The following is a 22,066-nucleotide window of genomic DNA, read 5'->3' as shown; positions in this document are numbered from 1 at the left end:
CGCAGGCGTACCGCGGGGTGGGCCGTATCCATTCGAGCTTACGCCGGACTCGTGCGCCGTGTGTTGCGATTCGCTTACCGAATGTTTCCCGCCGCGCCGCGTCCGCGTTTACGCGTGACCCAAGCAAACGCGGCGCAGCCCTTGCAAGGGTCTGCGCCGCGCATCCTTCCCTGATGCACGCCGTTCATGGCGTGTTGCCTGTCGTGTCGCTTGTTCGGTGCCGTCGCTTCGATCGTGCCGTTATCCGCATCGTCGAGCGTATCGGCTAGCCGTTGCGCACGTTACTTGCCCACCTGATTGCCGACGATGCCGCCCACCGCCGCGCCGCCCACTGTGGAGAGCGCGCTGCCGCCGATCGCCGCACCCGCGACGCCGCCGACGCCCGCGCCGATCACCGTGTCGCGGTCGCGTCTCGACATGTTGTCGCAAGCCGCAAGACTGCCCAGCATGGCGACGAGCGTCGTCGCCATGAGCAGCGTGCGTGCATGTTCGAGCGTTTTCATTTGTCGACTCCCCACGCGAAGTGTGATCGAATCCGCGGTGCGGCATGCGCGGGTGCACGCGCCGCATCGCCAGTACCCTCATCGTAGGCAAACGATCCGTATCCGGATGTATGCGCTTGTCAAAGAGTTGTGGGAGTCGTTAGAAAATGTTTCGGCGGACGGGGCGCGTCCGCCTCGCCATACGTCGCGCTTACTGGCGCTGATAGATCTCCGCGCCCTGCTTGACGAACTCGACGGCCTTCACTTCCATGCCCTTCTTCAGCGCCTCGTCGTCGCTCATGCCCTGCTTCGCGGCGAAGTCGCGCACGTCCTGCGTGATCTTCATCGAGCAGAAGTGCGGGCCGCACATCGAGCAGAAGTGCGCGACCTTGGCCGAGTCCTTCGGCAGCGTTTCGTCGTGGAATTCGCGCGCCTTGTCCGGGTCGAGGCCGAGGTTGAACTGGTCGTCCCAGCGGAACTCGAAACGCGCCTTCGAGAGCGCGTTGTCGCGCACCTGCGCGCCCGGATGGCCCTTCGCGAGATCGGCCGCGTGCGCCGCGAGCTTGTACGTGATGATGCCTTCCTTCACGTCGTCCTTGTCCGGCAGGCCGAGGTGCTCCTTCGGCGTCACGTAGCAGAGCATCGCCGTGCCGAACCAGCCGATCATCGCCGCGCCGATGCCCGAGGTGATGTGGTCGTAGCCCGGCGCGATGTCGGTGGTGAGCGGCCCGAGCGTGTAGAACGGCGCTTCCTTGCACCAGTCGAGCTGGAGATCCATGTTCTCCTTGATGAGCTGCATCGGCACGTGGCCGGGGCCTTCGATCATCACCTGCACGTCGTGCTTCCACGCGATCTGCGTGAGTTCGCCGAGCGTCTTCAGTTCGCCGAGCTGCGCTTCGTCGTTGGCGTCGTAGATCGAGCCGGGCCGCAGGCCGTCGCCGAGCGAGAAGCTCACGTCGTATTCCTTCATGATTTCGCAGATGTCTTCGAAATGCTCGTAAATGAAGGATTCCTTGTGATGCGCGAGGCACCACTTGGCCATGATCGAGCCGCCGCGCGAGACGATGCCCGTCATGCGGCTGGCCGTGAGCGGCACGTATTGCAGGCGCACGCCCGCATGGATCGTGAAGTAATCGACGCCTTGCTCGGCCTGCTCGATCAGCGTGTCGCGGAAGATTTCCCACGTGAGGTCTTCGGCCTTGCCGTTGACCTTTTCGAGCGCCTGATAGATCGGCACCGTGCCGATCGGCACCGGCGAATTGCGGATGATCCACTCGCGCGTTTCGTGAATGTGCTTGCCGGTCGAGAGGTCCATGACCGTGTCGCCGCCCCAGCGGATCGCCCACGTCATCTTGTCGACTTCCTCGCCGATCGACGACGTCACCGCCGAGTTGCCGATGTTCGCGTTGATCTTCACGAGGAAGTTGCGGCCGATGATCATCGGCTCGCTTTCCGGGTGGTTGATGTTCGCGGGGATGATCGCGCGGCCGCGCGCGATTTCGTCGCGCACGAACTCGGGCGTGATGTCCTTGAGCGCGTCGGCGCCGAAGGCCGCCGCGCCGAACGCCTGGCCCGCGTGCTGGCGGCCCATCATCGCGGCGAGCTTCGCGCCGTTCGGGCCGCTCGCCTTGAGGCTTTCCAGATACTCGGCGCGGCGCTGGTTCTCGCGGATCGCGATGAACTCCATCTCGGGCGTGATGAGCCCCAGGCGCGCGTAGTGCATCTGCGTGACGTTCTTGCCGGCCCGCGCGCGGCGCGGCGTGCGGTGCAGGCCGGGGAAGCGCAGTTCGGCCGTGGCCGGATCGGCGGCGCGTTCGCGGCCGTATTCGGAAGAGAGGCCCGGCAGCGCCTCGGTGTCGTCGCGCGACTCGATCCAGCCCTGGCGCAGCGCGGGCAGGCCCGCGCGAATGTCGATCTTCGCTTCGGGGTCGGTGTACGGACCCGAGGTGTCGTAGACGTAGACCGGCGGATTCTTCTCGCCGCCGAAGCCCGTGGGCGTGTCCGCCTGCGCGATCTCGCGCATCGGCACGCGGATGTCGGGCCGCGAACCGGTCACGTAAATCTTCCGGGAATTGGGCAGCGGCGCGATCGCGGCTTCGTCGACGTGCGCGTTGGCGGAAATGAACTTCGGATTCGCGTTCATGCGTCTCTTCTCCATGCAAAGCAAAGTGGGAACGGCGGCTTAGCAGGAGACGAGATGGAACGTGGACGGACTTCGCTGTGACGAGATGCGGCGTTGAGCGGTGCTGCGAAGTCCGGACGCTTCCCTGCGCTGGCATTATCCAGATCAGGTTCAAAGGGTATTTCTCACCCGCGCAATACGCTGCACGACTTTCGTTCGATGCGGCGCATGACGCAGGACCCCCGCGTAAGCAGGCCAAACGATACACCGCGCTGCGACGATCTGGCAAGTGCCTTCGCGTGCGCGATGCGCCAGGCGCGGCTTGCCGCGCGCGGAACTTACAGCGTGAAATCGTTCGAGGCTTCGGGCTGGAACAGGATGCGCTCGATCTTCAGCGTCTCGACTGCGCCGCCTGGCGTCGTGAAGCGCACGGTGTTGCCGCGCTTCGCGCCGAGCAGCGCGAGACCCGCGGGCGAGAATACGTTGAGCCGGCCGCCGTCGACGTTCGCGTCGTGCGGATAGACGACGGTGTACGTCAGTGTTTTGCCATCGCGCTCGTTCACGAGTGTGACCTGCGAATTCATCGTGACGACATTCGCGGCGACTTCGCGCGGCTCCACGATCACGGCGTGTTCGAGCAGGTCGTCGAGCATGGCCTGACGCGCTGGCGCGGCGCCTGGCTCGGCGGCGCATTTTTCGAGGCGCGCGACATCGAGCTCGGTCAGATAGCGGATTCTCTTCGACGACATGGCGGTTCTCCTTGCGATCCAGAAAAAAGGGCGATGTAAGGACGTGAGGCAACAGGCGGCCCAAGTGGCCGGACGGTGCAACGGATCGGCCCGGAGCCCGACCGAACGGCTCCGGTGGGGCGGGGGAGGCGGGTTCAGTGCGGGCGCCGGGCGGCGCGGAGCGGGGCGTGCAGACGCCGCGGGCGAAGCCGGGCGGCCGGTCGCATGCGTGCGGCGTGCGCGCGCGCCGCGACGCGGCGCATGGTGCGCAGCGGCAAGGCGAAGGGGGCGCACAAGGCAGATTCACGCATGGCGAGCGATAGGGTGTGAAAGTTAATCGAAAGGATCTGGCATGCTAGCACGAAGTCCATAGCGCCGCTTCACGCGCCCGCCCGGCTTTCAGGCAATGCGAGCGCCGTTCGCTTTGGCACTTTCTGGCCCTATCGCGCGGCAACAACGCTGTCGGGCATAAAGCGTCCCGAAAGCCTCCGCAACGCCGGACGTTGTTGCATAATGCGCTTCGCCCATGCCGGGTGTGTTTCGTACTCCGTCTTTTTCGCGTTCCACCGCTTTCGCACCATGCCGTCGAGCTTCATCCGTCCCGCTGCCTTGCCGCCGGGGCGCCCGCGGTCCGACCCTTCACCCGCCGCGGCGACATGACGACGCCTCCGCATTTGCCGTCCCGAATTGCCTCAGGCGCATTACGCGCGGGGGCGACGCTATGGCGGCTCGCGCGGGCCGTGCGGCTGCCGCAATCGCGCGGCGGACGCGTTGTGCTCTCGCTTGCCGTCGTCTACTTCGTCTGGGGGTCGACGTATCTCGGCGTGAAGGTCGCGCTCGATTCGTTCCCGCCGCTGCTGCTCTCCGGCTTGCGCAATCTGCTTGCGGGCGTCGGCCTCTTCGTCTTCGCGATGCGCCGGCGGCCCGTCATGCCGACGCTCCTCGAAGTGCGCAATGCGGGCGTGGTGGGCACGCTGCTCGTGGGCCTTTCGAGCGGCATGCTCGCCTACGGCATGCGCACCGTGGGCACGGGCACAGCGGCCGTGATGGTCGCCACGGTGCCGCTCTTCGCAACGGTGATCTCGGCGGTCTCCGGGCGGCGCGTTGCGAAGGCCGAATGGGCCGCGGTCGCGCTCGGGCTCGTGGGCATCGCGATCCTGAGCCATGGCGGCGGCAATTCCGGCTCGGCGGGCGGCAGTCTCGCGATTCTCTGCGGCGCGCTTTTCTGGGCGATCGGTGCGCACCTGGCGGGACGGCTCGCGCTGCCTGCCGATCTCTTCATCGCGACGGCGCTGCAGATCGGCCTCGGCGGGGCGATTTCCACCGCGGTGGCATGGCTCAGCGGCGAGCGCATGACCTCGCTGCATTTTCTGCCGCTCACGGCGTTCCTCTACCTTCTTTTCGTCGGCACGATGGCGGCCTACGTGGCCTATGGCTATCTGATTCGCTATACCAGCCCGCTCGTCGCGAGCAGTTGCATGTACGTGAACCCGGTCGTCGCCGTCGCACTCGGCGCGCTCATGCTCGGCGAGCCGGTTACGCGCGGGACCATCGTCGCGACCGTGCTGATTCTCGGCAGCGTAGGGCTGTCGTTCCTGTTCGACGACCGGCGCCGCGTTTCCTGAGCACGGCTCCGCAGGGGAGCGCTCCGGTCGCGGCCGAGGCGCACGCGCAGCCGCGCACGTGCCGCGCCGCCGCCGTCCATCGCGTGTCCGGCCCCGCCTGCGACCCCTCCCGCACGGTTTTCCCTCGCGTGCAGTCGGCCGCCATGCCGGCGCCCCTACCGTCTCCCGATCGCTACTTCGCCTTTTCCGCGGAGTTCGTGAGGGCATGGCCGCCTGCGGAAACGTCCTCGCCGGCGCCCGCCATCGTGTTGCAGGCCGAGAGCGCTGCTATCGAAGCGGTAACGAGAAAGAGGGCAATCAGGCGTTTCATGAGGAAGTCCTCCACGGTGTCAAGGAGACCCTTCTCCAGCATGGCGCGTGCCCGGTCATTTGTGCCACCGCTCATCGCGCGCTGCCTCCATGCCCGGGTCCGGCGTTTGCGGGAGGCGCCAGCACAACGCGCAGCATCCGCCCGAAAGGAGGACCAGCCATGCTTCACTACGCCATCGTGTTTTTCATTATCGCGATCATCGCCGCGGTGTTCGGCTTCACGGGCATTGCCGCGGGCGCAGCAGAGATCGCCAGGATCCTCTTTTACATCTTCCTGGTGGTCTTCGTGGTCACGCTGCTGCTGGGCGTGCTGCGCGCATGACTCGCACCGTCAGAGTCACTTCTTGTACCCCACGTTCGAAGGAGAGTCAAATGTCGAAAACACAGGCTTCGTTTGAGTTCGACCTCAAGCGCGTGCGCGAGGAAGCGCGCCGCAATCTCGAAGAGGGACCGGTTACGCCCGATTACCCCGCGAATCGCGAGACCGTGCTCAAGCTGCTCAACGATTCGCTCGCCACGGAACTCGTCTGCGCGCTGCGCTACAAGCGTCACTACTTCATGGCGAAGGGCATCGAGTCCGAGTCGGTGGCGGCCGAATTTCTTCAGCACGCCAATGAAGAGCAGCAGCACGCGGACATGCTGGCCGCGCGCATCGTCCAGCTTGGCGGCGAGCCCGACTTCTCGCCCGCGACGCTGCTCGCGCGCTCGCACTCGGAATACAAGGAGGGTGCCGACCTGAAGGACATGATCCGCGAGAATCTGATCGCGGAGCGCATCGCCATCGAAAGCTATCGCGCGATCGTCGGTTATCTCGGCAACGACGACACGACCACGCGGCGCATCTTCGAGCAGATCCTCGCCGTGGAGGAGGAGCATGCCGACGACATGACCGACTTGCTCTATACGCGCAAATAGCGCTGCCGGCGTCAGGAGGAAACCTGCGCGCCTGCGCCGACGCGCGGGCGCGTCGCGTAGTGAATCCAGCCCGCGAGCGCGGTGAATGCCATGCCGGCCGCGCACACGCCGATCCAGCCGAACGCGTGCCAGGCGGTCGCGCCCACGGCCGAGCCCGTCGCGCCGCCGATGAAATAGCAAACCATGAACACGGTGTTCACGCGGCTGCGCGCCTCGGGGCGCAGCGCGTAGATGCGCGACTGGTTCGAGATCTGCGCGGCCTGCACTCCGATGTCGAGCACGATCACGCCGATCACGAGACCGATCAGGCTCCTGCCCGAGAGCGCGAAGATGACGAACGCGATCGCCATGAGCGCGATCGACATCGTGATGACCGCGCGGGGGCCGCGCTTGTCCGCCGAGCGGCCCGCCATGGGCGCGGCGAGCGCGCCTGCCGCGCCGACGATGCCGAACAGACCGGCCGCCTGCGGCCCGAGATGGAACGGCTCGCCCGCGAGCAGCAGCGTGAGCACGGGCCAGAACAGGCTGAACGCGGCGAAGAGGCACGCGCCCGTGGCGGAGGCTTCGCGCAGCCCCGGCAGTTCCAGCACGAGATGCCACATCGAGCCGAGCAGCTTGCTGTAGCCGAGCGTCGACGTGGGCTTGCTCCTCGGCAGTTTCTTCACGATCACGACCGCGAGCACGAGCAGCGCGACGATCGAGGCGCCGAACACCGCGCGCCAGCCGAAGTACTGTCCGACGAAACCGGCCGCCGTGCGCGCCAGCAGGATGCCGAGCAGCAATCCGCTCATGACGGTGCCCACCGCGTGGCCGCGCGCTTCGGGCGGCGCGAGTTCGGCCGCGAACGGCACGGCTTGCTGCGCGATGGTCGCGAGCACGCCGATCGCGAGGCTCGCGCCGACCAGCACGCCGAGCGAGGGCGCGGTGGCGGCGACGAGCAGCGCGACGCACAACCCCCCCGTTTGCAGCAGGATGATGCGTCTGCGGTCGTAGCGGTCGCCGAGCGGCGCGAGCAGCAGCATGCCGGCCGCATAGCCGAGCTGTGTGCCGGCCGGCACGGCGCCGATCCAGGCGGCGCCGGCGGGGAAGCTCTGACGGAAGCCGTCGAGCAGCGGCTGGTTGAAATAGATGTTCGCGACCGCGACGCCCGCGATGGTCGCGAGCAGGAGCAGCAGGCCGCGCAGCGACTGGCTTTCGCCAGCGGATGCCGGATCGGATGTGGACATGTGCGAATGCGGGCGGCGCCCGTGATACGGAAGGCAGGCTTCGAGCGTGCCGATCATACCGGAGCGCGCGCAATCGCGCTGGCGGCTGCCGTGCCGTTTGCGCAGCGGTCAGGCGATCAGTTCGCCCGACGGCTCATGGAACGGGTACGGGCCGTCGAACGCCTGCACGTAGCCGTGATGCGTCACGAGTCCGCCGCGCGGTGCGTAGCGATGCAGCGCGAAGGCGGGCGGCTCCAGCGTGAACGTGGAGGGCGCGTTGGCCGCGAGGTCGAGCGTGACCTGGTGCGCGGGCGCGGGCACCGCCGAGGCGACGGTGCCGCCAAAGCGCACGAACATGGGCCGGTGCACGTGGCCGCAGACCACGCGCTCGACGTTCGGGTACCGCGCGATCAACGCTTCGAGCGCCTGCGAGGCCGCCACGTCGAGGCGAATCGCGTCCATGTGGCCGATGCCGCAATCGAACGGCGGATGATGCAGCGCAACGACCACCGGCTTGCCGCGCGCCGCCTCGAGCTGCTCCGCGAGCCATGCGAGGCGCGCTTCGCAGAGCGTGCCGGCGCTTTGTCCCGGCTGCATGGAATCGAGCGCGATCACGCGCAGCGGGCCGACATCCACCGCGTACTGGACGAACTCGCCGCCTTCGCGCAGTTCGGGCCGCTCCGGGAACACCTCGCGCAGCGGCTCGCGCGCATCGTGATTGCCGATCAGCAGCCAGTAAGGAATTTCGAGCGTGTCGAGCAGCGTTTTGAGGTGCCGGTATTCTTCCGCGGTGCCGCGGTCGACGAGATCGCCGGTTACGAGCACCGCGTCGGGACGCGGCGCGAGCGCGTTCAGGCGCGCGATCGTGCGCACGAGGCACGCAGCGGTATCGACGCGGCGATACGCGAGCGCGCCCGGTTGCTTGATGTGCAGGTCGCTGATCTGGGCGAGCAGCATGGGAGTCCTCGCTTGCAAGATTTACGCGAGCGCGATGAGCGCTTCGGGGGCGATCGAGATGCCGACGGGCGTGCCGCGTGCAAGTTCGATGCGGCCCGCCACGTCGACGAAGAGCGCATCGGGCGCCGCGCCGCCTATGGTGAGGCGCGTGCGCTCGCCGAGGAACGTCGCCTGTTCGATCACGCCGCGCAGCGGCGCGGCGGCGGGGTCGGCGAGCGTGGCGTCTTCGGGGCGGAAATAGAGTTCCGCGGCGCCCGTCGTCTTCTGGGTGCCGGCCCGCACGGCGCCGCCGTTCGTGCGCAGCAGGTCGCCCTGCCATTGTCCGGCGATACGGTTGAGCGTGCCGACGAATTGCGCGACCGCGCGGCTCGCCGGCTGATAGTAGATCTCGCGCGGCGTGCCGATCTGCTCGATGCGGCCGGCACTCATCACGACGATGCGCTCGCCCAGTTCCATCGCCTCGGCCTGATCGTGCGTGACGTAGACCGTCGTCACGCCGAGCTCGCGCAGCAGCGCGTTCATTTCGCCGCGCAAGGTGTCGCGCAGACGCGCGTCGAGCGCCGTGAGCGGCTCGTCCAGCAGCAGCACGCGCGGGCGCGGCGCCAGCGCGCGGGCGAGCGCGACGCGCTGGCGCTGGCCGCCCGAAAGCTCGTCGACAGGCTTGGCGGCGTGCGCTTCGAGCCGCATCATCGCGAGCAGCTCGTCGACGCGCGCCCGCGCGTCTGCGGCGGGAACGCGCTGAATCTTCAGGCCATAGCCGATGTTGCCGCGCACGTCGAGGTTCGGAAAGAGCGCGTAGTTCTGGAAAACCATGCCGACCTTGCGGCGTTCGATGGGCAACGCGGTCACGTCCTCCTCGCCGAACGCCACGCGGCCGCCGGCGTCGGGCGTCTCCAGACCCGCGATCATGCGCAGCGTGGTGGTCTTGCCGCAGCCGGAAGGGCCGAGCAGCACGAGCGTTTCGCCCGCGCCGATCGCGAGGTCGAGCGGTTCCAGCACGCGCGTGCCGCGAAACGTCTTCGCGCAGCGCGTGAGCGTAATCGGGATCGATTCGAGTTTCATTGGGAATCCTTGCTTTTATTCCGTACCCGTGTTTTTCGTTGCCTGGTTCCCGCACCGGGCGCGTCCACGCCGATCCACTGCATGGCCACGAGCAGCGGCATCGTCATGAGGAAGAAGAGAATCGTGTAGGCGCTGCCCACTTCGATGCGCAGCGACGCGTAGGTATCCGCAAGACCCACGGGCAGCGTCTTGGTGTCGGGGGTGTGCAGCATCCACGTGAGATTGAATTCGCCGATGGAGAGCGTGAGCACCGCGAGCGCGCCCGCCACGATGCCGGGCTTCGCGTTCGGCAGCACGATCGTCGTGAAGCGCTGCCAGAAGCTCGCGCCGAGACTCGCCGCGCCTTCTTCGAGCGTGCGCAAATCGGCCGAGGCGCACACCGCCGCGACGGGCCGCACCATGAACGGCAGCGTGAACACCACATGCCCGACCACGATGAATGCCGCACTCATGCGAAACGCGCTGAAGCCGCCGTACACGACGAGCAGCGCGAGCGCCGAGGCGAGTCCGGGCAGGGCGACCGGCAAGACGAGCAGCTCTTCGATCACGCGCGAGACGCGCGTGCGGCTGCGCGCGAGCGCGTAGCCCGCGGGCACGCCGGCCATGAGCGTGGCGGCCAGCGTGGCAGCGGCCACTTCGAGCGAGAGGAAGACGCTCGCGTGATACTGCGTCCAGACCTGGTCGAGCCAGCGCAGCGTGAGGCCGCTCGCCACGCCGCGAAAGTAGTTGACCGTGAGCCCCGCCACGATCGACATCGCCACGGGCACGATGAGAAATGCGCAAGTGACGAGCGTGACGAGCCATTGCGCGCAGGCGAGCCAGGCTCGCGCGGAGGGCAGGGCGAGACGCCGCCGCGCGGCGGGCGGCTGGTCCGGTCTGTCGTCCATGCCGGGCGCGGTGGGATTGGCGAACGAATTCATTCCTGGGTCATTTGTTATGCGAAGGAACTCACGCCGTGGCGGCGACGGCTGCGCCCGTCATGCTGCGCGCCAGCGTGAGCACGGCCCATGTGACGACGCCGAGCAGGATGGAGAGACCGGCGGCCGTCACCATGTTGGCGTTGAGCGTGAACTCGGTGTAGATGGTCATCGGCAGGACATCGATGTCGGTGGCGAGCGTGAAGGCCGTGCCGAATGCACCCATTGCCGTGGCGAAGCAGATCGCGCCCGCCGCGACGAGGCCGGGCGCGAGCGCGGGCAGGATCACGTCGCAGAGCACGCGCCATGAAGAAGCGCCGAGCGAGCGCGCCGCCTCTTCGAGCGAGCCGTCGAGCTGGCTTGCGCAGGCCATGACGGTTACGATCACGCGCGGGATCGAGAAGTACAGGTAGCCTGCGAACAGCCCGGCCATCGAGTACGCGAACACCCAGCGCTCGCCGGTGAAACGCAGCGCGAGCGCGCCGATCAGGCCCTGGCGCCCCGCGAGCATGATGACCATGAAGCCGACCACCACGCCCGGAAACGCCAGCGGAAACGTCAGCAGCGCCACGAGCGCGCGCCGGCCCGCGAACGCGCGCCGGGCGAGGAGCAGACCGCAGATCGTCGAGATCACGAGCGTCGCAGCGGTAACGGCGGCCGAAAGCGCAACGGTCGCGCCGAGGCTTTTCATGTAGCGGCCATTCGTTAGCAGTGCGCGATATGTCTCGATCAGGTGCCCGTCGGCGCTCACCTGCACGAGCGCGACCATCGGCAGCAGCCAGAACGCGAGAAATACCGCGAGCGCTGGCGCGACGAACGCCACGCGCCAGCGCAAAGGGAAAGTCAGGTCATGCATGGGCGTAATTCGCTCGGGGGTCAGTGCATGATCTGGAGATAGCGCTCGCCGAAGGCCTGCTGCCGGGCCGCCATTTTCGCGAAGTCCACCGGCTTCGCGCGCGCGTAGTCGCTCGCGGGCAGGAACTTCGAGGCCGCTTCAGGCGAAAGCGCGCTTGCGCGCACCGGACGCAGATAGGCATTGGCCCAGAGCTTCTGGCCTTCGTCGGACAGCACGAAGTCGAGCACCTTCTTGCCGTTGGCTTCGTGCGGTCCGTTCTTCACGAGGCTCATCACGTAGGGCACCGAAATCGTGCCCTCCTTCGGAATCACGAACTCGACGTTCGCGTGGTCCTTGTACCTCGCTCGGTAAGCGTCGAAGTCATAGTCGAGCAGGATCGGGATCTCGCCCGAGAGCACGCGCGCGTAGGCGGTCTGCTTCGGCACGACAGGCTCGTTCGCCTTGAGCCTCGTGAACCAGTCGAAGGCGGGCTGGAAGTTGTCGAGCGAGCCGCCGAGCGCGAGATTCACAGCCACGGCGCCCGCATAGCCCACGAAGGCGCTCGACGGATCGAGGTAGCCGATCATGCCCTTGTACTCGGGCTTGAGCAGATCGGCCCACGAGCGCGGCACCGGCTTGCCCTCGAGCGCGTCCTTGTTCACGAAGAAGCCGAGCGTGCCCGAATGGATCGCGAACCAGTAGCCTTGCGGGTCCTTGAGGTCGGCGGGAATGTCGTTCCAGTGCGCGGGCTTGTACGGCGCGATTACGCCCTTGTCCTTCGCCTGGAACGCCGACGAAACACCGAGGTACACGACGTCGGCGACCGGGCTTTTCTGCTCGGCCATCAGTTGCGCGATGGACTGGCCGGAGTTCTTGTTGTCGAACGGTACGCGAATGCCGGTTTCCTTCTGGATGGCCTGGATCTGGCTTGCCCAGTCGGCCCATTCGGGCGGGCAGTTGTAGCAGATCGCGGTTTGCTCGGCTTGTGCGGCGAGCGGTGCGCCGATACCGGCCGCGAACGCCGCGGCGCTCGCCGCGAGCGGCAGGGCGCGGGCGAGGCGTTTCATGCGCCGCAACGGCGCGGCGAGCGTGCGCAAGGCGGCGCGCACGGGCACAGGTGAGAGCGGGCCGGCGAAGGCGAGTCGGCGGGTCACGGCGGGTCTCCAGGTCGGTTGGGAAATCGTTCTGATTGATCGAGGGCCGCGTGCGCGGCTCGGATCGTTTGGCGGCTTCAGTTGTGCGAGCGGGTCACGAAAGTGCGTCCCCGAGTTCGAGGTTGCGACCGGTCGGGCTTCCCGGCGCGCCGTGGACGCCATGCCGATGCGCGCCGAGCGGGGCGTGCGCGATGGCCGCGATGGTCCCCGCCGTGCGCAGCGTGTGCGCCAGCGTGGTCGCGAGCGGGCCTGCGTAGTGGCCTCCGATGCGCGCCATCAGACATTGCCACGCTTCGCGGCCGATCTCGCGATTCGGCGTGCCGATGCTCGCGAGCGGCGGCGCGAGCAGTTCGCCCATTGCGAGCCCGTCGAAGCCGAGAATCGACATGTCGTGCGGAACGCGCAGGCGGGCGCGGCGCAGGCCGCGCATCACGACCATGGCGAGCAGGTCGTTGCTGCAGAAAAGCGCCGTGGGGCGAGCAGGCCCGGTCGTCAAATGCGCGAGCACCGAGGGCGCGAGCTCATCGGCGTTGAAATCGATTTCGAGCGCCGGCGCGGGCGCGAGGCCGGCCTGCTGCATCGCGAACGCATAGCCCGCGTGGCGCTGACGCGCCCGGTCGGACGCGGCCAGCGTGCCCGCGAGCATGAGAATGCGGCGATGGCCGTGCGCGATCAGCATGCGTACGCCGTCGCAAGCGGCCCGGTGGTTGTCCACCGATACCGAAGGGCGGCGCTTCGTGTCGTTGTGCATCAGCACGTAGAGCGGGCCGTCCGCGTCGAGTTCGTCGAGAAGCGGGTGGGTGTCCGCGTCGGCGACGGTCAGGATCAAGCCCTCCACGCGTTGCGCGCGCAACGTTTCGATCGCGTGGCGCTCGCGGTTGGCATCGTATTGCGTGGTCATCAGCATGAGGCGAAAGCCCTGTGCGGCGGCGAGATCGTCGATGCCCTGCAGGCACTCCGCGAATACCGGATTGGCGAGCGTGGGCAGCACCACGCCGATCAGGCGCGTGCGCTCGCCGCGCAACTGGCGGCCGAGCGGGTTCGGCCGGAACTTCAGCGCGTCGATTGCCTCGCGCACCCGCGCGAGCGTGACGGGGTTGACGGTATGAGGTGCGTTGATCGCGCGCGAGACCGTGGCAATCGAGAATCCGGCGTGTGCGGCGACATCCTTGATGGTTGGCGTCATGCGAGCGGCCCCGAAGTCGTTGTAAACGTTTTCGATGGGCCAATTATGGAAAGCGCGTATGACCGGCAGATGACGCGCGCGAGGGCAAGACGCCGCGCCGCGATAGCGGTGGATCCGCGGGGAGGCCCTTTGGGGCGCGTGCCGCGCAATGGTAGAATCGCGTCCGCCCTGCCGGGGTGATGAAATTGGTAAACATAGCGGACTTAAACAGCGATTGAGTGCCCGACCGGAAACGGCCGGTGCAGAACCCCTCAAATTCGGCGAATCCCCTGGGTCATCGGCGCATTGCGCGCGAGGCGCCGAGGCAACGCCGAGCCAAGCCGGTTGTCGCACAAAGCGGCGGTCCGGAAGGTGTAGAGACTAGACGGGGGGCGCCTAAGGCGGCGCGGCGTGCAAACGCGGCGTGCAGCGACGGCGAAGGCATAGTCCAGCGCACGAACGCGCGTTCATTGATGGGCGCGTGGCGTCGAAAGACGTGGTGTGACGAAAATCCGCCGCCTGACGGCTTGCCGGTTCGAGTCCGGTCCCCGGCACCAGATGTTGTTCCTGCGAATCGCGCTGGAATCCCGAAACGAAAACCCGCGATAGCGCAGCGCTTCGCGGGTTTTTTCATTGCACGGCGGAGTCGGCGCAAACGCACCCTGGGGTCACGGCTACGACGAAGAGAGAAAACGGATAAACCGGCAAGGCATGCCGGATAAACCAGGCGCGGCCGTATGAATGGCGGCCTGATGCGTCATTCGAGCGCCACGCCGAAACAGGGCGCTTGCGCACTCAACGATGGCCGATCTTCCCGGTGTGGGGATTGATCAATCGCGCGAATCCGAACAAGGCCACGATGCCGAAGGGGCAGGCGATGAAAAATGCGGTCAACATAAATCGACCCTAAACGTAACAAAATGTATCGTCAGTTTAACCTGAGGATGCGATTTGGGTATCAGGGTGAACGACAACAAACTCTTGCGCTATCGCAGGCAAATTGATGAGGACTGGCGGGAGGAGGGCGGAAACGCCCGTCTGGCGGGGATGGCTCGGGAGATGACGGCGAACTACGTCAGATGCAGTCGAATATTACCTCTACGCTCTGCGAGGTCACGCCGCGCAGCCCCTCGCTATGGATTTCGACGGTGTGCATCTGCTTCTTCTGTTTTTCGCAGTAGTCTTCGGCCTCGTTGAGGCCTGCGGTGCGTACGCGGTTCCACGAAACGAGATCCCAGCGCGCGCGGCTCGTGACCATGAGATGGCCGTCCTGTCTCGAATTGACGGCAGTCACTGAGGTGCACGCCGTCAGCATGCCGACTCCAAACAACAGGACATACCCTTTCATAGATTCTCCGTGGTCCGCGAGCATTCTCGCCGCCAACCCCGGGCATTGGCAACCCAAAAGAAAGGTAGGCCGGCGCGCGTCGGCGCGGCGCCAGGCTTGCAAGAGGAGAGATCCCGCCGTGCCGCGTGGCACGGTCAGGTTCCGTTGACCAGACCGCACGCGCTCCGGCTCGACGCCAGCGCTCTGCGTCGAGGAGCGGTTATGGCGCAATGCGGTCGGTGCCCCGCCGGTACACGCGCCGCGCGCGTTCCGCCGGGTTTCTGCTCGCGGCTCGCCTCAGTCGTGGGCGATGAGGTCGCCGACCTGGCCTTGGCCGGAAACGAGGCAGGAAGAGAGGAAGTTTTCGCCCTGGCTGCGCGCGCCGCGCTCGCCGAATCCGCGCACGAGCGCCTCGGCTTTCACGAGTTCCGAGCCTTGAGCACAGGTGAGCGAACCGGCCTCGTGAGCCTGCACGCGTATCACGGCGCGGTTCGCGAGGAGGAGTGCGAGGACGATGACGACGCCAACATTGAATGCTTGTCTCATGATTTCGTCTCCTTGTGCATTGAGACTATCTCAGTCGTTCGGCGTCCGAATCCAGGAGTTTCCCGGCGATGCACTGCAGCACATGTGGCGTGCAAAAACCCGCTTCCATGCGGACTGCGTAATGCTTCGGCATCCCTGGCGTAGCTCCTGCGCGCCGCTGCGCCTTGATCGACGCGGCACGGCGGAAAAGCGCTCGCGTGGAAGCGAAAACGCTGCATCGCAACAATGCCGCGCCGCGTCAGATTGGACGTCAGCGAACGAATGTAGTCCTGTTGCGCGGCGAAGAGGAGGTGGCACATCGACACGGTGCGTTTTTGCACAACGGGCCTCAGCAAACACGCAATGCGGCACTGTTTTCCTGCGGGACGGGAAGCGCGCCACTATGCCGGCCGGGTTTCGCGTGCGGGCAGCGCGCCTTGAAAAGCGCGGGTGCTTCCTGCAAGATCGATGCCCCATCCCTTTTTTCTGTGCGAGGTGAACCCATGCAGCTGATCGGCATGATGGACTCTCCCTATGTGCGTCGCGTCGCGATTTCACTGCACGTACTCGGGCTGCCGTTCGAGCACCGCAGTATCTCGGTATTTCGCCAGTACGACGAATTTGCCCGGATCAATCCGGTGGTGAAGGCGCCCACGTTCATCGACGACGACGGCACCCAGCTGATCGACTCGACGCTCATCCTCGACTATCTGGATCGCAAGGTGCCGGCCGCGCGCCGGCTCATGCCGGAGGAAACCCAGGAGCGCACATTCGCGCTGCGCGTGAACGGTTTTTCGCTCGCGGCCATGGAAAAGACGGTGCAGCAGGTCTATGAGCGGGAACTGCGTCCCGTCGAGCGGCAGCATGAACCGTGGTTCGAGCGCGTGAACGTCCAGATGCATGCGGCGTGGGCGGTGCTCGACCAACTCGTGGCGGGCCGCGACGGGTGGCTTTGCGCGGGCCGTATCACCCAGGCCGATATCACGGCGGCCGTCGCCTGGCGTTTTACCCAGCACATCCTGCCCGGTTCGGCGAATCCTGCTCGGTATCCGGCAATCGCCGCGCTTTCCGCTCGCGCCGAGACGCTGCCGGCGTTCGTTGCCACGCCCCTCGTCTGAATTCTGTCGGCCTGCCGGAGCCGCGGGTGGGCTGGATGCACCCGGCTCAGTGCCCGTAATGGGCAGCTATGGCCGCGATTGTCCGGATTGTTTGCGATTTTCGACAAGTGACTTCGCGGACGGCCCATTTATCTGCGCACGCTGCATTCCTAGAATGACAACCATCGAATGACCCTGCGTCAGGAGGACGCGGGGCATGCAGCGGGAGCGGTCATGAAATCCTTTATCGAACGACAGTTGTTTCAGCCAGCGCTAGTCCTGCCAATGGTGGACTTGATGCAGCTGATGGTGTCGCTCGACTTCAACATGGGGCAAATCGGGCTGATGGTGGCTACGCGCGGCGCGCGCGCCGCGTATCAGCGTTCGCGCGAACTCTGGAACGGGGGGCATGGCGAATCCGCGCCGGCCGATTGCGTGCACTGATTTCGCGCGCGCGACGCGGCGTGCGCCGGCTCGCGCCGATTTCCTTCCGATTAACGACCCATTTCCCGTTACGCCTTCATCGGGCGCCTGTTGCAAGCCCGCAGGGCGCTCGCCGGTCCCCCTGACGCGCAGCGGCTTTCGCCCGTTTGCCGTTGTGACGTCACCCTGTGAGCCGCCTCGACGTGCGAGGCGGCTCTTTTTTTCTGTGGGTCGTATTCGCACTCCTGCGCAATGCGCGTCAGAGCCGGCGGCGTGCGGCCGACGCCTGTCACTCGTCGCGCGTAAGATGGCGCGAGCGGCGTTTTGCGTCTTTCGCGGTTTATTTACCGACCCAACCCGACCCAACCCAACCCAACCCAACCCGACCCGACTCGACGCGCGGCAACGGCAAAGGAGAGCGGCATGGCACAACGGTTCGATGCGATCGTGATCGGCACGGGGCAGAGCGGGCCGCCGCTCGCGGTGCGGCTCGGGAAGAGCGGGCGCAGGACGGCGGTGATCGAACGGGCGTCGTTCGGCGGAACCTGCGTGAATGTAGGCTGCACACCGACGAAGGCCTATGTCGCCTGCGCACGCGCGGCGCACGTCGCGCGGCACGCGGCCGACTTCGGCGTGCGTATCGGGGACGGCGCGCAGCCGGGCGACGTGCGTGTCGATCTCGCGTTCGTGAAGGCGCGCAAGGAGCGCATCATCGGGGCGTCGCGGGACGGTGTCGAGCGCTGGCTGCGCGGCGCGCCCAACGTCACGGTCTTCCAGGGGCACGCACGCTTCACGGGCGCGCACGCGGTGCGCGTGAGCGCAAAGGATGGTGCGCAACTCGACCTCGAAGCGCCTGAAATCTTCATCAACACGGGCACGCGCGCGCAGATTCCCGCGATTCCCGGGCTCGAAACGATCCGCTACGAAACCAACTCGACGCTGCTCTCGCTCGAACAACTGCCCGAGCATCTGGCGATATGCGGCGGCAGCTACGTGGCGCTCGAATTCGCGCAGATGTTTCGCCGTTTCGGCTGCCGCGTGACGGTGCTCGTTCGCGGCGAGCGCGTGCTCGCGCGCGAGGACGACGACGTTTCAGGCGCCGTGCGGGACGTGCTTGCGCGCGAAGGCGTCGAATTTCGCTTCGGCGCGCAGCCGCGCGGCGTGGCGCCGCTCGAAGGCAAAGCGGGCGTGCGCGTGACGCTCGATACCGGTGTGCTCGACGCGTCGCATCTGCTCTTCGCGACGGGACGCTTGCCGAACACCGACGACCTGGGTCTCGAAACCGCGGGCGTCGAATGCGACGCGCACGGGCTCATCGCCGTGGACGGTCAACTGCGCACGCGCGTGGAGGGCATCTGGGCGCTCGGCGACGTGAATGGCCGCGGCGCGTTCACGCACACTTCGTATGACGATTTCCAGATCGTCGCGGCGAATCTGCTCGACGGTGGCGAGCGCAGCGCCGACGCGCGCATTCCCGCCTACGCCGTATTCGTCGATCCGCCGTTCGCGCGGGTTGGTGTTGGCGAGCGCCAGGTGCGCGAGCGCGGCACGCCCGCGCTGATCGCGAAGATGCCGATGTCGCGCGTGGGCCGCGCGCGCGAGCGCGGCGAGACCGACGGCTTCATGAAGGCGATCGTGGACGCGCGAACGCTGCGCATTCTCGGCGCGGCGATATTCGGCATCGAGGGCGACGAGGCGATCCACACGTTCATCGACACGATGACGGCCGGCGCGCCCTACACGACGCTGCAATACGCGATGCACGTGCACCCGACCGTGAGCGAACTGGTGCCGACGTTGCTCGACGGCCTGAAGCCGCTCGCGTGAGCGCTTGCGAATGAACGAACCGACAGTCGCCGCGTTCGGCAATCTTTTCGCAGGCATCGTTCGCGAGGCGAATGAAGAGCGTTTCGATGCGCTCGTCGCACGCGGCGAGGTGTTGATCGAGCGCATTGTCTCGACAGGGCAGGCGAGCCCGCCCGGCTTTTGGTACGACGACGCGCGCGAGGAATGGATCGTGCTGCTCGCCGGCGCGGCGACGCTGGCGTTCGAGAACGCGGGCGAGCCGCCGCGCCGCCTGCTGCCTGGCGATTACGTGCATATTCCGCCGCACTGCCGCCATCGCGTGGCATGGACCGATCCGGCCGTGCCGAGCGTATGGCTCGCAGTGTATTTCGGCGGCGCGAAAGAGACGGGCGACCGCGCAGCATGAGCGCGGCGATAATCGCCCGTGCTCAACCCACAGGAACCGCCATGTCCGCGAAACACCTGCTGCGCGTCGCGCTGGTTTCCGATACGCACAATCTGCTGCGTCCCGAGCTTCTCGCCTTCGTCGAGGGGGCCGACGCCATCGTGCACGCGGGCGATATCTGCGACCAGACCGTGCTCGACGCGCTAGCGGCCGTCGCGCCGCTCACGGCCGTACGCGGCAATAACGATCGCGGCGAGTGGGCGCAGAAGTTGCCGCTGCAGACGACGGTCGCGCTGGGCGGCGTGCGGCTCGCCGTGGTTCACGAACTGCCCGGCCTGCGCGGCGACCTTGCGGCCGAGGGTGTCGCCGTCGTCGTGAGCGGCCACTCGCACAAGCCCGCGCTCGAAACGCGCGATGGCGTGGTCTACGTGAATCCCGGCAGCGCTGGGCCACGGCGTTTCAAGCTGCCTGTCTCGGCGGCGATGCTGACGATCGGAAAGGACGGCGCGCTGCATGTCGAGCACGTCAGCCTGATCGAGTGACACCGCGCGCGCAAGAAAAAAAGGCCAGCGCGAAGCTGGCCTTTCGAGATTTTGCGAGCGGCGAATCCGTTGTTGCTGCGCCGGATCAGGCGCGCGCCGCGTTCGCGACGGCGTACTCCTCATCGAGTTCGCGCGCGAGACGCACGCCGCGCAGCACCGCATGCGCCTCCGCCCTGGTGCCGACGCTCGGGGCGGAGCCCGGTAGCGGACGGCGCGCCGTTTCATGGAGCGCCAGCACCGAAACGATGCCGATCACGGCCGCGCCCATCAGGTAGTACGCCGGCATCATCAGGTTCTGCGTATGCTCGACGAGCCATGCCGCCACGAGCGGCGTCGTGCCGCCGAACAGCGACACCGACACGTTAAAGCCGATGGCGAGCGCGCCGTAGCGGATCGCGGTCGGGAACAGCGCCGGCAGCGCCGAGGGCATCACGCCCGTGAAGCACGAAAGCAGCACGCCAAGAATCAGGAGACCGAAGAACACGGGCACGAGCGCACCGGTCTGGATCAGCGTGAGCGAGGGGATCGACAGCAGGATCAGGCCCACGCAGCCCGCGAGCATCACCGGCTTGCGGCCGATGGCATCGGAGAGGCGGCCGAACGCGAGCGTCATCGGCATCATGAGCACCATCACGATTAGCACGAGGAAGAGGCCGTGCGTCTCGTTGAAGTGCAGCGTCGCCGAAAGATAGCTCGGCAGGTAGGAGAGCGCCATGTAGTCGGTCACGTTGAAGATCAGCACGAGACCCACGCACAGCAGGAAGGGGCGCAGATGTTGCGTAAGCAACGAGTTCAGCGTGAGCTTCGGGCGTGCATGCTCTTCGGCTTCGCGCAGTTCGGCTTCGCGCTTGAACGCGGGCGTTTCCTCGAGCTTCATGCGGATATACAGCCCAACGAGGCCGAGCGGACCCGCGATCATGAACGGCACGCGCCAGCCCCAGTCGAGCAGTTGCTCGTGCGAGAGCACGGCGGTCAGCACGGCGACGGTGCCTGCGCCGAACACATAGCCGATGAGCGTGCCGAACTCGAGGAAACTGCCCATGAAGCCGCGCCGCTTGTCGGTGGCGAATTCGGCGATGAAAGTCGCCGCGCCGCCGTACTCGCCGCCCGTCGAGAAGCCTTGCACGAGGCGCGCCACGAGCAGCAGCACGGGCGCGGCGATGCCGATGGACTTGTACGACGGGATGAGGCCGATCGCGAAGGTGCCGCAAGCCATCAAGATCATGGTCATCGCGAGCACGCGCTGACGGCCGATGCGGTCGCCGAGCGGCCCGAACACCATGCCGCCGACCGGTCGCACGAGGAACGCGGCCGCGAACGTGCCGAACGTGGCGATGAGCTGCGCCGAAGGGCTGCTCGACGGGAAGAATACCTGGCCGAGTGTGACCGCGATGTAGCTGTACACGCCGAAGTCGAACCATTCCATGGCGTTGCCGAGCGCCATGGCGCCGACGGCGCGCTTGAGGAGGCTGTTGTCGACGATCGTGATGTCGTCGAGGGTGAGATCGGCGCCGGGCGCCGATGTGCCGGAAGTGGAAGCGGTCAAGGTCTGCATCTCCAATGACTGCGACGAGCCCGCTTGGGCTCGCCACGGTTGCCGGAGAGTACCGTTTCGCGATAGCGGCCACATTTCGTGCGCGGCGCGGCGCGTCGCGGGCGGGCGGCCGACGGTGCATCGCACGAGGCGAGCGGCGCACGAAAGCAGAGCCGGTATGTCGCGAAACGACACTCGGACAAATTGTGTTTAACGTTGCGCCTGCGTGGCCGTGGATGGGGGGCAGGACACATGAGGACGCCGGGCCGGCACGTGTGTGCCCGGTGAGGCGCCGCTGAAACGAAAAAGAAGCCCGCGTGGCGGAGCGTTCCTTTTGTCATATGCGCATTCGGTAGAGGGCGTTTCGGGTACCGCGCTGAACGCCGTCGAATGCAATTGATGGCTAATGCCTGTTGAACGAGGCGACATGATAGCACGATGGCTGAAGATCGCGCAAACAGCCGTATCTACGGGGATTCGGGGAGCGGGCTGGAAGCCCCGTGCGGCGGGAGATAGAGGCGATTCGATGGAACCGTTTCCGCGCGCGGGATTGCGTACGAAAGGCAAAAAAAACCGCGCCCTCGGGCGCGGTTTTTTGCGAAGGTTTTTGCCGCGTCGATGGCGGCCGGGAACAGGTCCCGTGTGCAGCGGCAAGCGTCAGCCTTCGGTTGGCGGCACGTAGCCGGCGGCCTGGTCGGCGCCTTCGCCGAAGAAGTATTTCTCCGTTTGCTTCATCAGGTACTGGCGCGCGCGCGGATCCGCCATGTTCAGACGGTTTTCGTTGATGAGCATGGTCTGCTGCTTGAGCCACTGCTGCCACGCTTCCTTCGAGACGTTTTCGTAGATGCGCTTGCCGAGTTCGCCCGGCAGCGGCGGAAAGTCGAGTCCCTCGGCTTCCTTGCCGAGCTTCGCGCATTGGATCATACGGGCCATGCTGTGCTTCTCCTGTAG

Annotated in this window: 24 protein-coding genes and 1 riboswitch; of the genes, 9 read left to right on the top strand and 15 right to left on the bottom strand. The window is 66.6% G+C overall.

From position 1 onward, the window contains the following. Positions 1 to 281 precede the first annotated feature (281 nt). The 3 genes from BLU17_RS05885 to BLU17_RS05875 form a co-directional block, all read right to left on the bottom strand. Entirely contained in the window at positions 282 to 503 is a 222-nt protein-coding gene (locus BLU17_RS05885) for a glycine zipper 2TM domain-containing protein (protein WP_176928934.1), read from the bottom strand. A gap of 190 nt (positions 504 to 693) precedes the next feature. Continuing rightward, entirely contained in the window at positions 694 to 2,625 is a 1,932-nt protein-coding gene (thiC, locus tag BLU17_RS05880; protein ID WP_091995691.1) for a phosphomethylpyrimidine synthase ThiC, read from the bottom strand. A 103-nt stretch (positions 2,626 to 2,728) separates the two neighbouring features. Beyond that, positions 2,729 to 2,858, bottom strand: a riboswitch (TPP riboswitch). 84 nt (positions 2,859 to 2,942) lie between these two features. After that, positions 2,943 to 3,353 (bottom strand): GreA/GreB family elongation factor, encoded by a 411-nt coding sequence (locus BLU17_RS05875; protein ID WP_091995689.1) that lies wholly within the window; start codon positions 3,351 to 3,353, stop codon positions 2,943 to 2,945. A 635-nt stretch (positions 3,354 to 3,988) separates the two neighbouring features. Here BLU17_RS05875 and BLU17_RS05870 point away from each other — a divergent pair. Then, positions 3,989 to 4,957, top strand: coding sequence for an EamA family transporter (locus BLU17_RS05870; RefSeq protein ID WP_091995687.1), 969 nt, complete (start codon positions 3,989 to 3,991; stop codon positions 4,955 to 4,957). 172 nt (positions 4,958 to 5,129) lie between these two features. Here BLU17_RS05870 and BLU17_RS05865 read toward each other — a convergent pair whose 3' ends face one another. After that, positions 5,130 to 5,267: an entericidin A/B family lipoprotein gene (locus tag BLU17_RS05865; RefSeq protein ID WP_091995798.1), complete on the bottom strand. Its 138-nt coding sequence runs from the start codon at positions 5,265 to 5,267 to the stop codon at positions 5,130 to 5,132. 159 nt (positions 5,268 to 5,426) lie between these two features. Here BLU17_RS05865 and BLU17_RS05860 point away from each other — a divergent pair, with 159 nt between their 5' ends. Together BLU17_RS05860 and BLU17_RS05855 are read left to right on the top strand one after the other, a co-directional pair. Beyond that, the gene (locus tag BLU17_RS05860; protein ID WP_091995685.1) at positions 5,427 to 5,588 is read left to right on the top strand and encodes a DUF1328 family protein; all 162 of its coding nucleotides are present in this window, start codon (positions 5,427 to 5,429) and stop codon (positions 5,586 to 5,588) included. Between the two features lie 50 nt (positions 5,589 to 5,638). After that, positions 5,639 to 6,181 (top strand): ferritin-like domain-containing protein, encoded by a 543-nt coding sequence (locus BLU17_RS05855; RefSeq protein ID WP_091995683.1) that lies wholly within the window; start codon positions 5,639 to 5,641, stop codon positions 6,179 to 6,181. Between the two features lie 11 nt (positions 6,182 to 6,192). On the opposite strand, the gene BLU17_RS05850 is transcribed toward BLU17_RS05855, so the two are convergent. The 7 genes from BLU17_RS05850 to BLU17_RS05820 form a co-directional block, all read right to left on the bottom strand. After that, a complete protein-coding gene (locus BLU17_RS05850; protein WP_091995796.1) occupies positions 6,193 to 7,407 on the bottom strand; it encodes an MFS transporter in 1,215 nt (404 codons plus the stop codon). Between the two features lie 108 nt (positions 7,408 to 7,515). Continuing rightward, entirely contained in the window at positions 7,516 to 8,343 is an 828-nt protein-coding gene (locus BLU17_RS05845) for a phosphodiesterase (protein ID WP_091995681.1), read from the bottom strand. A 21-nt stretch (positions 8,344 to 8,364) separates the two neighbouring features. Beyond that, positions 8,365 to 9,405 (bottom strand): ABC transporter ATP-binding protein, encoded by a 1,041-nt coding sequence (locus BLU17_RS05840; protein WP_091995679.1) that lies wholly within the window; start codon positions 9,403 to 9,405, stop codon positions 8,365 to 8,367. Next, positions 9,402 to 10,325 carry an ABC transporter permease gene (locus tag BLU17_RS05835; RefSeq protein WP_091995677.1) on the bottom strand — a complete coding sequence of 308 codons (924 nt, stop codon included), beginning with the start codon at positions 10,323 to 10,325 and terminating at the stop codon, positions 9,402 to 9,404. The genes BLU17_RS05840 and BLU17_RS05835 overlap by 4 nt, the downstream gene beginning before the upstream one ends. A gap of 28 nt (positions 10,326 to 10,353) precedes the next feature. Then, on the bottom strand, positions 10,354 to 11,178 hold the full coding sequence (locus BLU17_RS05830; protein WP_091995675.1) for an ABC transporter permease: 825 nt from the start codon (positions 11,176 to 11,178) through the stop codon (positions 10,354 to 10,356). Positions 11,179 to 11,198: 20 nt separating this feature from the next. Next, positions 11,199 to 12,224 (bottom strand): ABC transporter substrate-binding protein, encoded by a 1,026-nt coding sequence (locus tag BLU17_RS05825; RefSeq protein WP_091995794.1) that lies wholly within the window; start codon positions 12,222 to 12,224, stop codon positions 11,199 to 11,201. Positions 12,225 to 12,405: 181 nt separating this feature from the next. After that, complete coding sequence (locus BLU17_RS05820; protein ID WP_091995673.1) at positions 12,406 to 13,497, bottom strand: LacI family DNA-binding transcriptional regulator; 1,092 nt, start codon at positions 13,495 to 13,497, stop codon at positions 12,406 to 12,408. Between the two features lie 780 nt (positions 13,498 to 14,277). Between BLU17_RS05820 and BLU17_RS33025 the strand changes: the two genes are divergently transcribed. Continuing rightward, a complete protein-coding gene (locus tag BLU17_RS33025; RefSeq protein ID WP_176928930.1) occupies positions 14,278 to 14,418 on the top strand; it encodes a hypothetical protein in 141 nt (46 codons plus the stop codon). A gap of 133 nt (positions 14,419 to 14,551) precedes the next feature. On the opposite strand, the gene BLU17_RS05815 is transcribed toward BLU17_RS33025, so the two are convergent. Both BLU17_RS05815 and BLU17_RS05810 read right to left on the bottom strand, forming a co-directional pair. Then, entirely contained in the window at positions 14,552 to 14,734 is a 183-nt protein-coding gene (locus BLU17_RS05815) for a hypothetical protein (protein ID WP_245746732.1), read from the bottom strand. 366 nt (positions 14,735 to 15,100) lie between these two features. Beyond that, a complete protein-coding gene (locus BLU17_RS05810) occupies positions 15,101 to 15,349 on the bottom strand; it encodes a hypothetical protein (protein ID WP_091995669.1) in 249 nt (82 codons plus the stop codon). A 482-nt stretch (positions 15,350 to 15,831) separates the two neighbouring features. Here BLU17_RS05810 and BLU17_RS05805 point away from each other — a divergent pair, with 482 nt between their 5' ends. The 5 genes from BLU17_RS05805 (at position 15,832) to BLU17_RS05785 (ending at position 19,581) form a co-directional block, all read left to right on the top strand. Further along, a complete protein-coding gene (locus BLU17_RS05805) occupies positions 15,832 to 16,446 on the top strand; it encodes a glutathione S-transferase family protein (protein WP_091995667.1) in 615 nt (204 codons plus the stop codon). Between the two features lie 213 nt (positions 16,447 to 16,659). Beyond that, the gene (locus tag BLU17_RS05800; RefSeq protein ID WP_091995792.1) at positions 16,660 to 16,869 is read left to right on the top strand and encodes a hypothetical protein; all 210 of its coding nucleotides are present in this window, start codon (positions 16,660 to 16,662) and stop codon (positions 16,867 to 16,869) included. Positions 16,870 to 17,271: 402 nt separating this feature from the next. Then, the gene (locus tag BLU17_RS05795; protein ID WP_091995664.1) at positions 17,272 to 18,675 is read left to right on the top strand and encodes an FAD-containing oxidoreductase; all 1,404 of its coding nucleotides are present in this window, start codon (positions 17,272 to 17,274) and stop codon (positions 18,673 to 18,675) included. A 10-nt stretch (positions 18,676 to 18,685) separates the two neighbouring features. Then, positions 18,686 to 19,060, top strand: a complete 375-nt coding sequence (locus tag BLU17_RS05790) for a cupin domain-containing protein (protein ID WP_091995661.1) — start codon at positions 18,686 to 18,688, stop codon at positions 19,058 to 19,060. Between the two features lie 41 nt (positions 19,061 to 19,101). Continuing rightward, positions 19,102 to 19,581 (top strand): metallophosphoesterase family protein, encoded by a 480-nt coding sequence (locus BLU17_RS05785; RefSeq protein WP_091995658.1) that lies wholly within the window; start codon positions 19,102 to 19,104, stop codon positions 19,579 to 19,581. A gap of 85 nt (positions 19,582 to 19,666) precedes the next feature. Here BLU17_RS05785 and proP read toward each other — a convergent pair whose 3' ends face one another. Together proP and BLU17_RS05775 are read right to left on the bottom strand one after the other, a co-directional pair. Continuing rightward, on the bottom strand, positions 19,667 to 21,127 hold the full coding sequence (gene proP / locus BLU17_RS05780; RefSeq protein ID WP_425434065.1) for a glycine betaine/L-proline transporter ProP: 1,461 nt from the start codon (positions 21,125 to 21,127) through the stop codon (positions 19,667 to 19,669). 645 nt (positions 21,128 to 21,772) lie between these two features. After that, positions 21,773 to 22,048 (bottom strand): oxidative damage protection protein, encoded by a 276-nt coding sequence (locus BLU17_RS05775; protein WP_028210100.1) that lies wholly within the window; start codon positions 22,046 to 22,048, stop codon positions 21,773 to 21,775. Between the last annotated feature and the right edge of the window lie 18 nt (positions 22,049 to 22,066).

This window comes from Paraburkholderia lycopersici (assembly GCF_900096975.1).
Classification (GTDB): domain Bacteria; phylum Pseudomonadota; class Gammaproteobacteria; order Burkholderiales; family Burkholderiaceae; genus Paraburkholderia; species Paraburkholderia lycopersici.
The sequence above is the reverse complement of the archived record's forward strand: the minus strand, read 5'-3'. Positions and strand labels throughout refer to the sequence as shown.

Bases quoted from the DNA above. Each gene is read 5' to 3' on its own strand.
- BLU17_RS05885 (WP_176928934.1), bottom strand. From the start codon at position 503: ATGAAAACGCTCGAACATGCACGCACGCTGCTCATGGCGACGACGCTC.
- thiC (WP_091995691.1), bottom strand. From the start codon at position 2,625: ATGAACGCGAATCCGAAGTTCATTTCCGCCAACGCGCACGTCGACGAA.
- BLU17_RS05875 (WP_091995689.1), bottom strand. From the start codon at position 3,353: ATGTCGTCGAAGAGAATCCGCTATCTGACCGAGCTCGATGTCGCGCGC.
- BLU17_RS05870 (WP_091995687.1), top strand. From the start codon at position 3,989: ATGACGACGCCTCCGCATTTGCCGTCCCGAATTGCCTCAGGCGCATTA.
- BLU17_RS05865 (WP_091995798.1), bottom strand. From the start codon at position 5,267: ATGAAACGCCTGATTGCCCTCTTTCTCGTTACCGCTTCGATAGCAGCG.
- BLU17_RS05860 (WP_091995685.1), top strand. From the start codon at position 5,427: ATGCTTCACTACGCCATCGTGTTTTTCATTATCGCGATCATCGCCGCG.
- BLU17_RS05855 (WP_091995683.1), top strand. From the start codon at position 5,639: ATGTCGAAAACACAGGCTTCGTTTGAGTTCGACCTCAAGCGCGTGCGC.
- BLU17_RS05850 (WP_091995796.1), bottom strand. From the start codon at position 7,407: ATGTCCACATCCGATCCGGCATCCGCTGGCGAAAGCCAGTCGCTGCGC.
- BLU17_RS05845 (WP_091995681.1), bottom strand. From the start codon at position 8,343: ATGCTGCTCGCCCAGATCAGCGACCTGCACATCAAGCAACCGGGCGCG.
- BLU17_RS05840 (WP_091995679.1), bottom strand. From the start codon at position 9,405: ATGAAACTCGAATCGATCCCGATTACGCTCACGCGCTGCGCGAAGACG.
- BLU17_RS05835 (WP_091995677.1), bottom strand. From the start codon at position 10,325: ATGAATTCGTTCGCCAATCCCACCGCGCCCGGCATGGACGACAGACCG.
- BLU17_RS05830 (WP_091995675.1), bottom strand. From the start codon at position 11,178: ATGCATGACCTGACTTTCCCTTTGCGCTGGCGCGTGGCGTTCGTCGCG.
- BLU17_RS05825 (WP_091995794.1), bottom strand. From the start codon at position 12,224: ATGAAACGCCTCGCCCGCGCCCTGCCGCTCGCGGCGAGCGCCGCGGCG.
- BLU17_RS05820 (WP_091995673.1), bottom strand. From the start codon at position 13,497: ATGACGCCAACCATCAAGGATGTCGCCGCACACGCCGGATTCTCGATT.
- BLU17_RS33025 (WP_176928930.1), top strand. From the start codon at position 14,278: ATGGCCGATCTTCCCGGTGTGGGGATTGATCAATCGCGCGAATCCGAA.
- BLU17_RS05815 (WP_245746732.1), bottom strand. From the start codon at position 14,734: ATGGTCACGAGCCGCGCGCGCTGGGATCTCGTTTCGTGGAACCGCGTA.
- BLU17_RS05810 (WP_091995669.1), bottom strand. From the start codon at position 15,349: ATGAGACAAGCATTCAATGTTGGCGTCGTCATCGTCCTCGCACTCCTC.
- BLU17_RS05805 (WP_091995667.1), top strand. From the start codon at position 15,832: ATGCAGCTGATCGGCATGATGGACTCTCCCTATGTGCGTCGCGTCGCG.
- BLU17_RS05800 (WP_091995792.1), top strand. From the start codon at position 16,660: ATGAAATCCTTTATCGAACGACAGTTGTTTCAGCCAGCGCTAGTCCTG.
- BLU17_RS05795 (WP_091995664.1), top strand. From the start codon at position 17,272: ATGGCACAACGGTTCGATGCGATCGTGATCGGCACGGGGCAGAGCGGG.
- BLU17_RS05790 (WP_091995661.1), top strand. From the start codon at position 18,686: ATGAACGAACCGACAGTCGCCGCGTTCGGCAATCTTTTCGCAGGCATC.
- BLU17_RS05785 (WP_091995658.1), top strand. From the start codon at position 19,102: ATGTCCGCGAAACACCTGCTGCGCGTCGCGCTGGTTTCCGATACGCAC.
- BLU17_RS05775 (WP_028210100.1), bottom strand. From the start codon at position 22,048: ATGGCCCGTATGATCCAATGCGCGAAGCTCGGCAAGGAAGCCGAGGGA.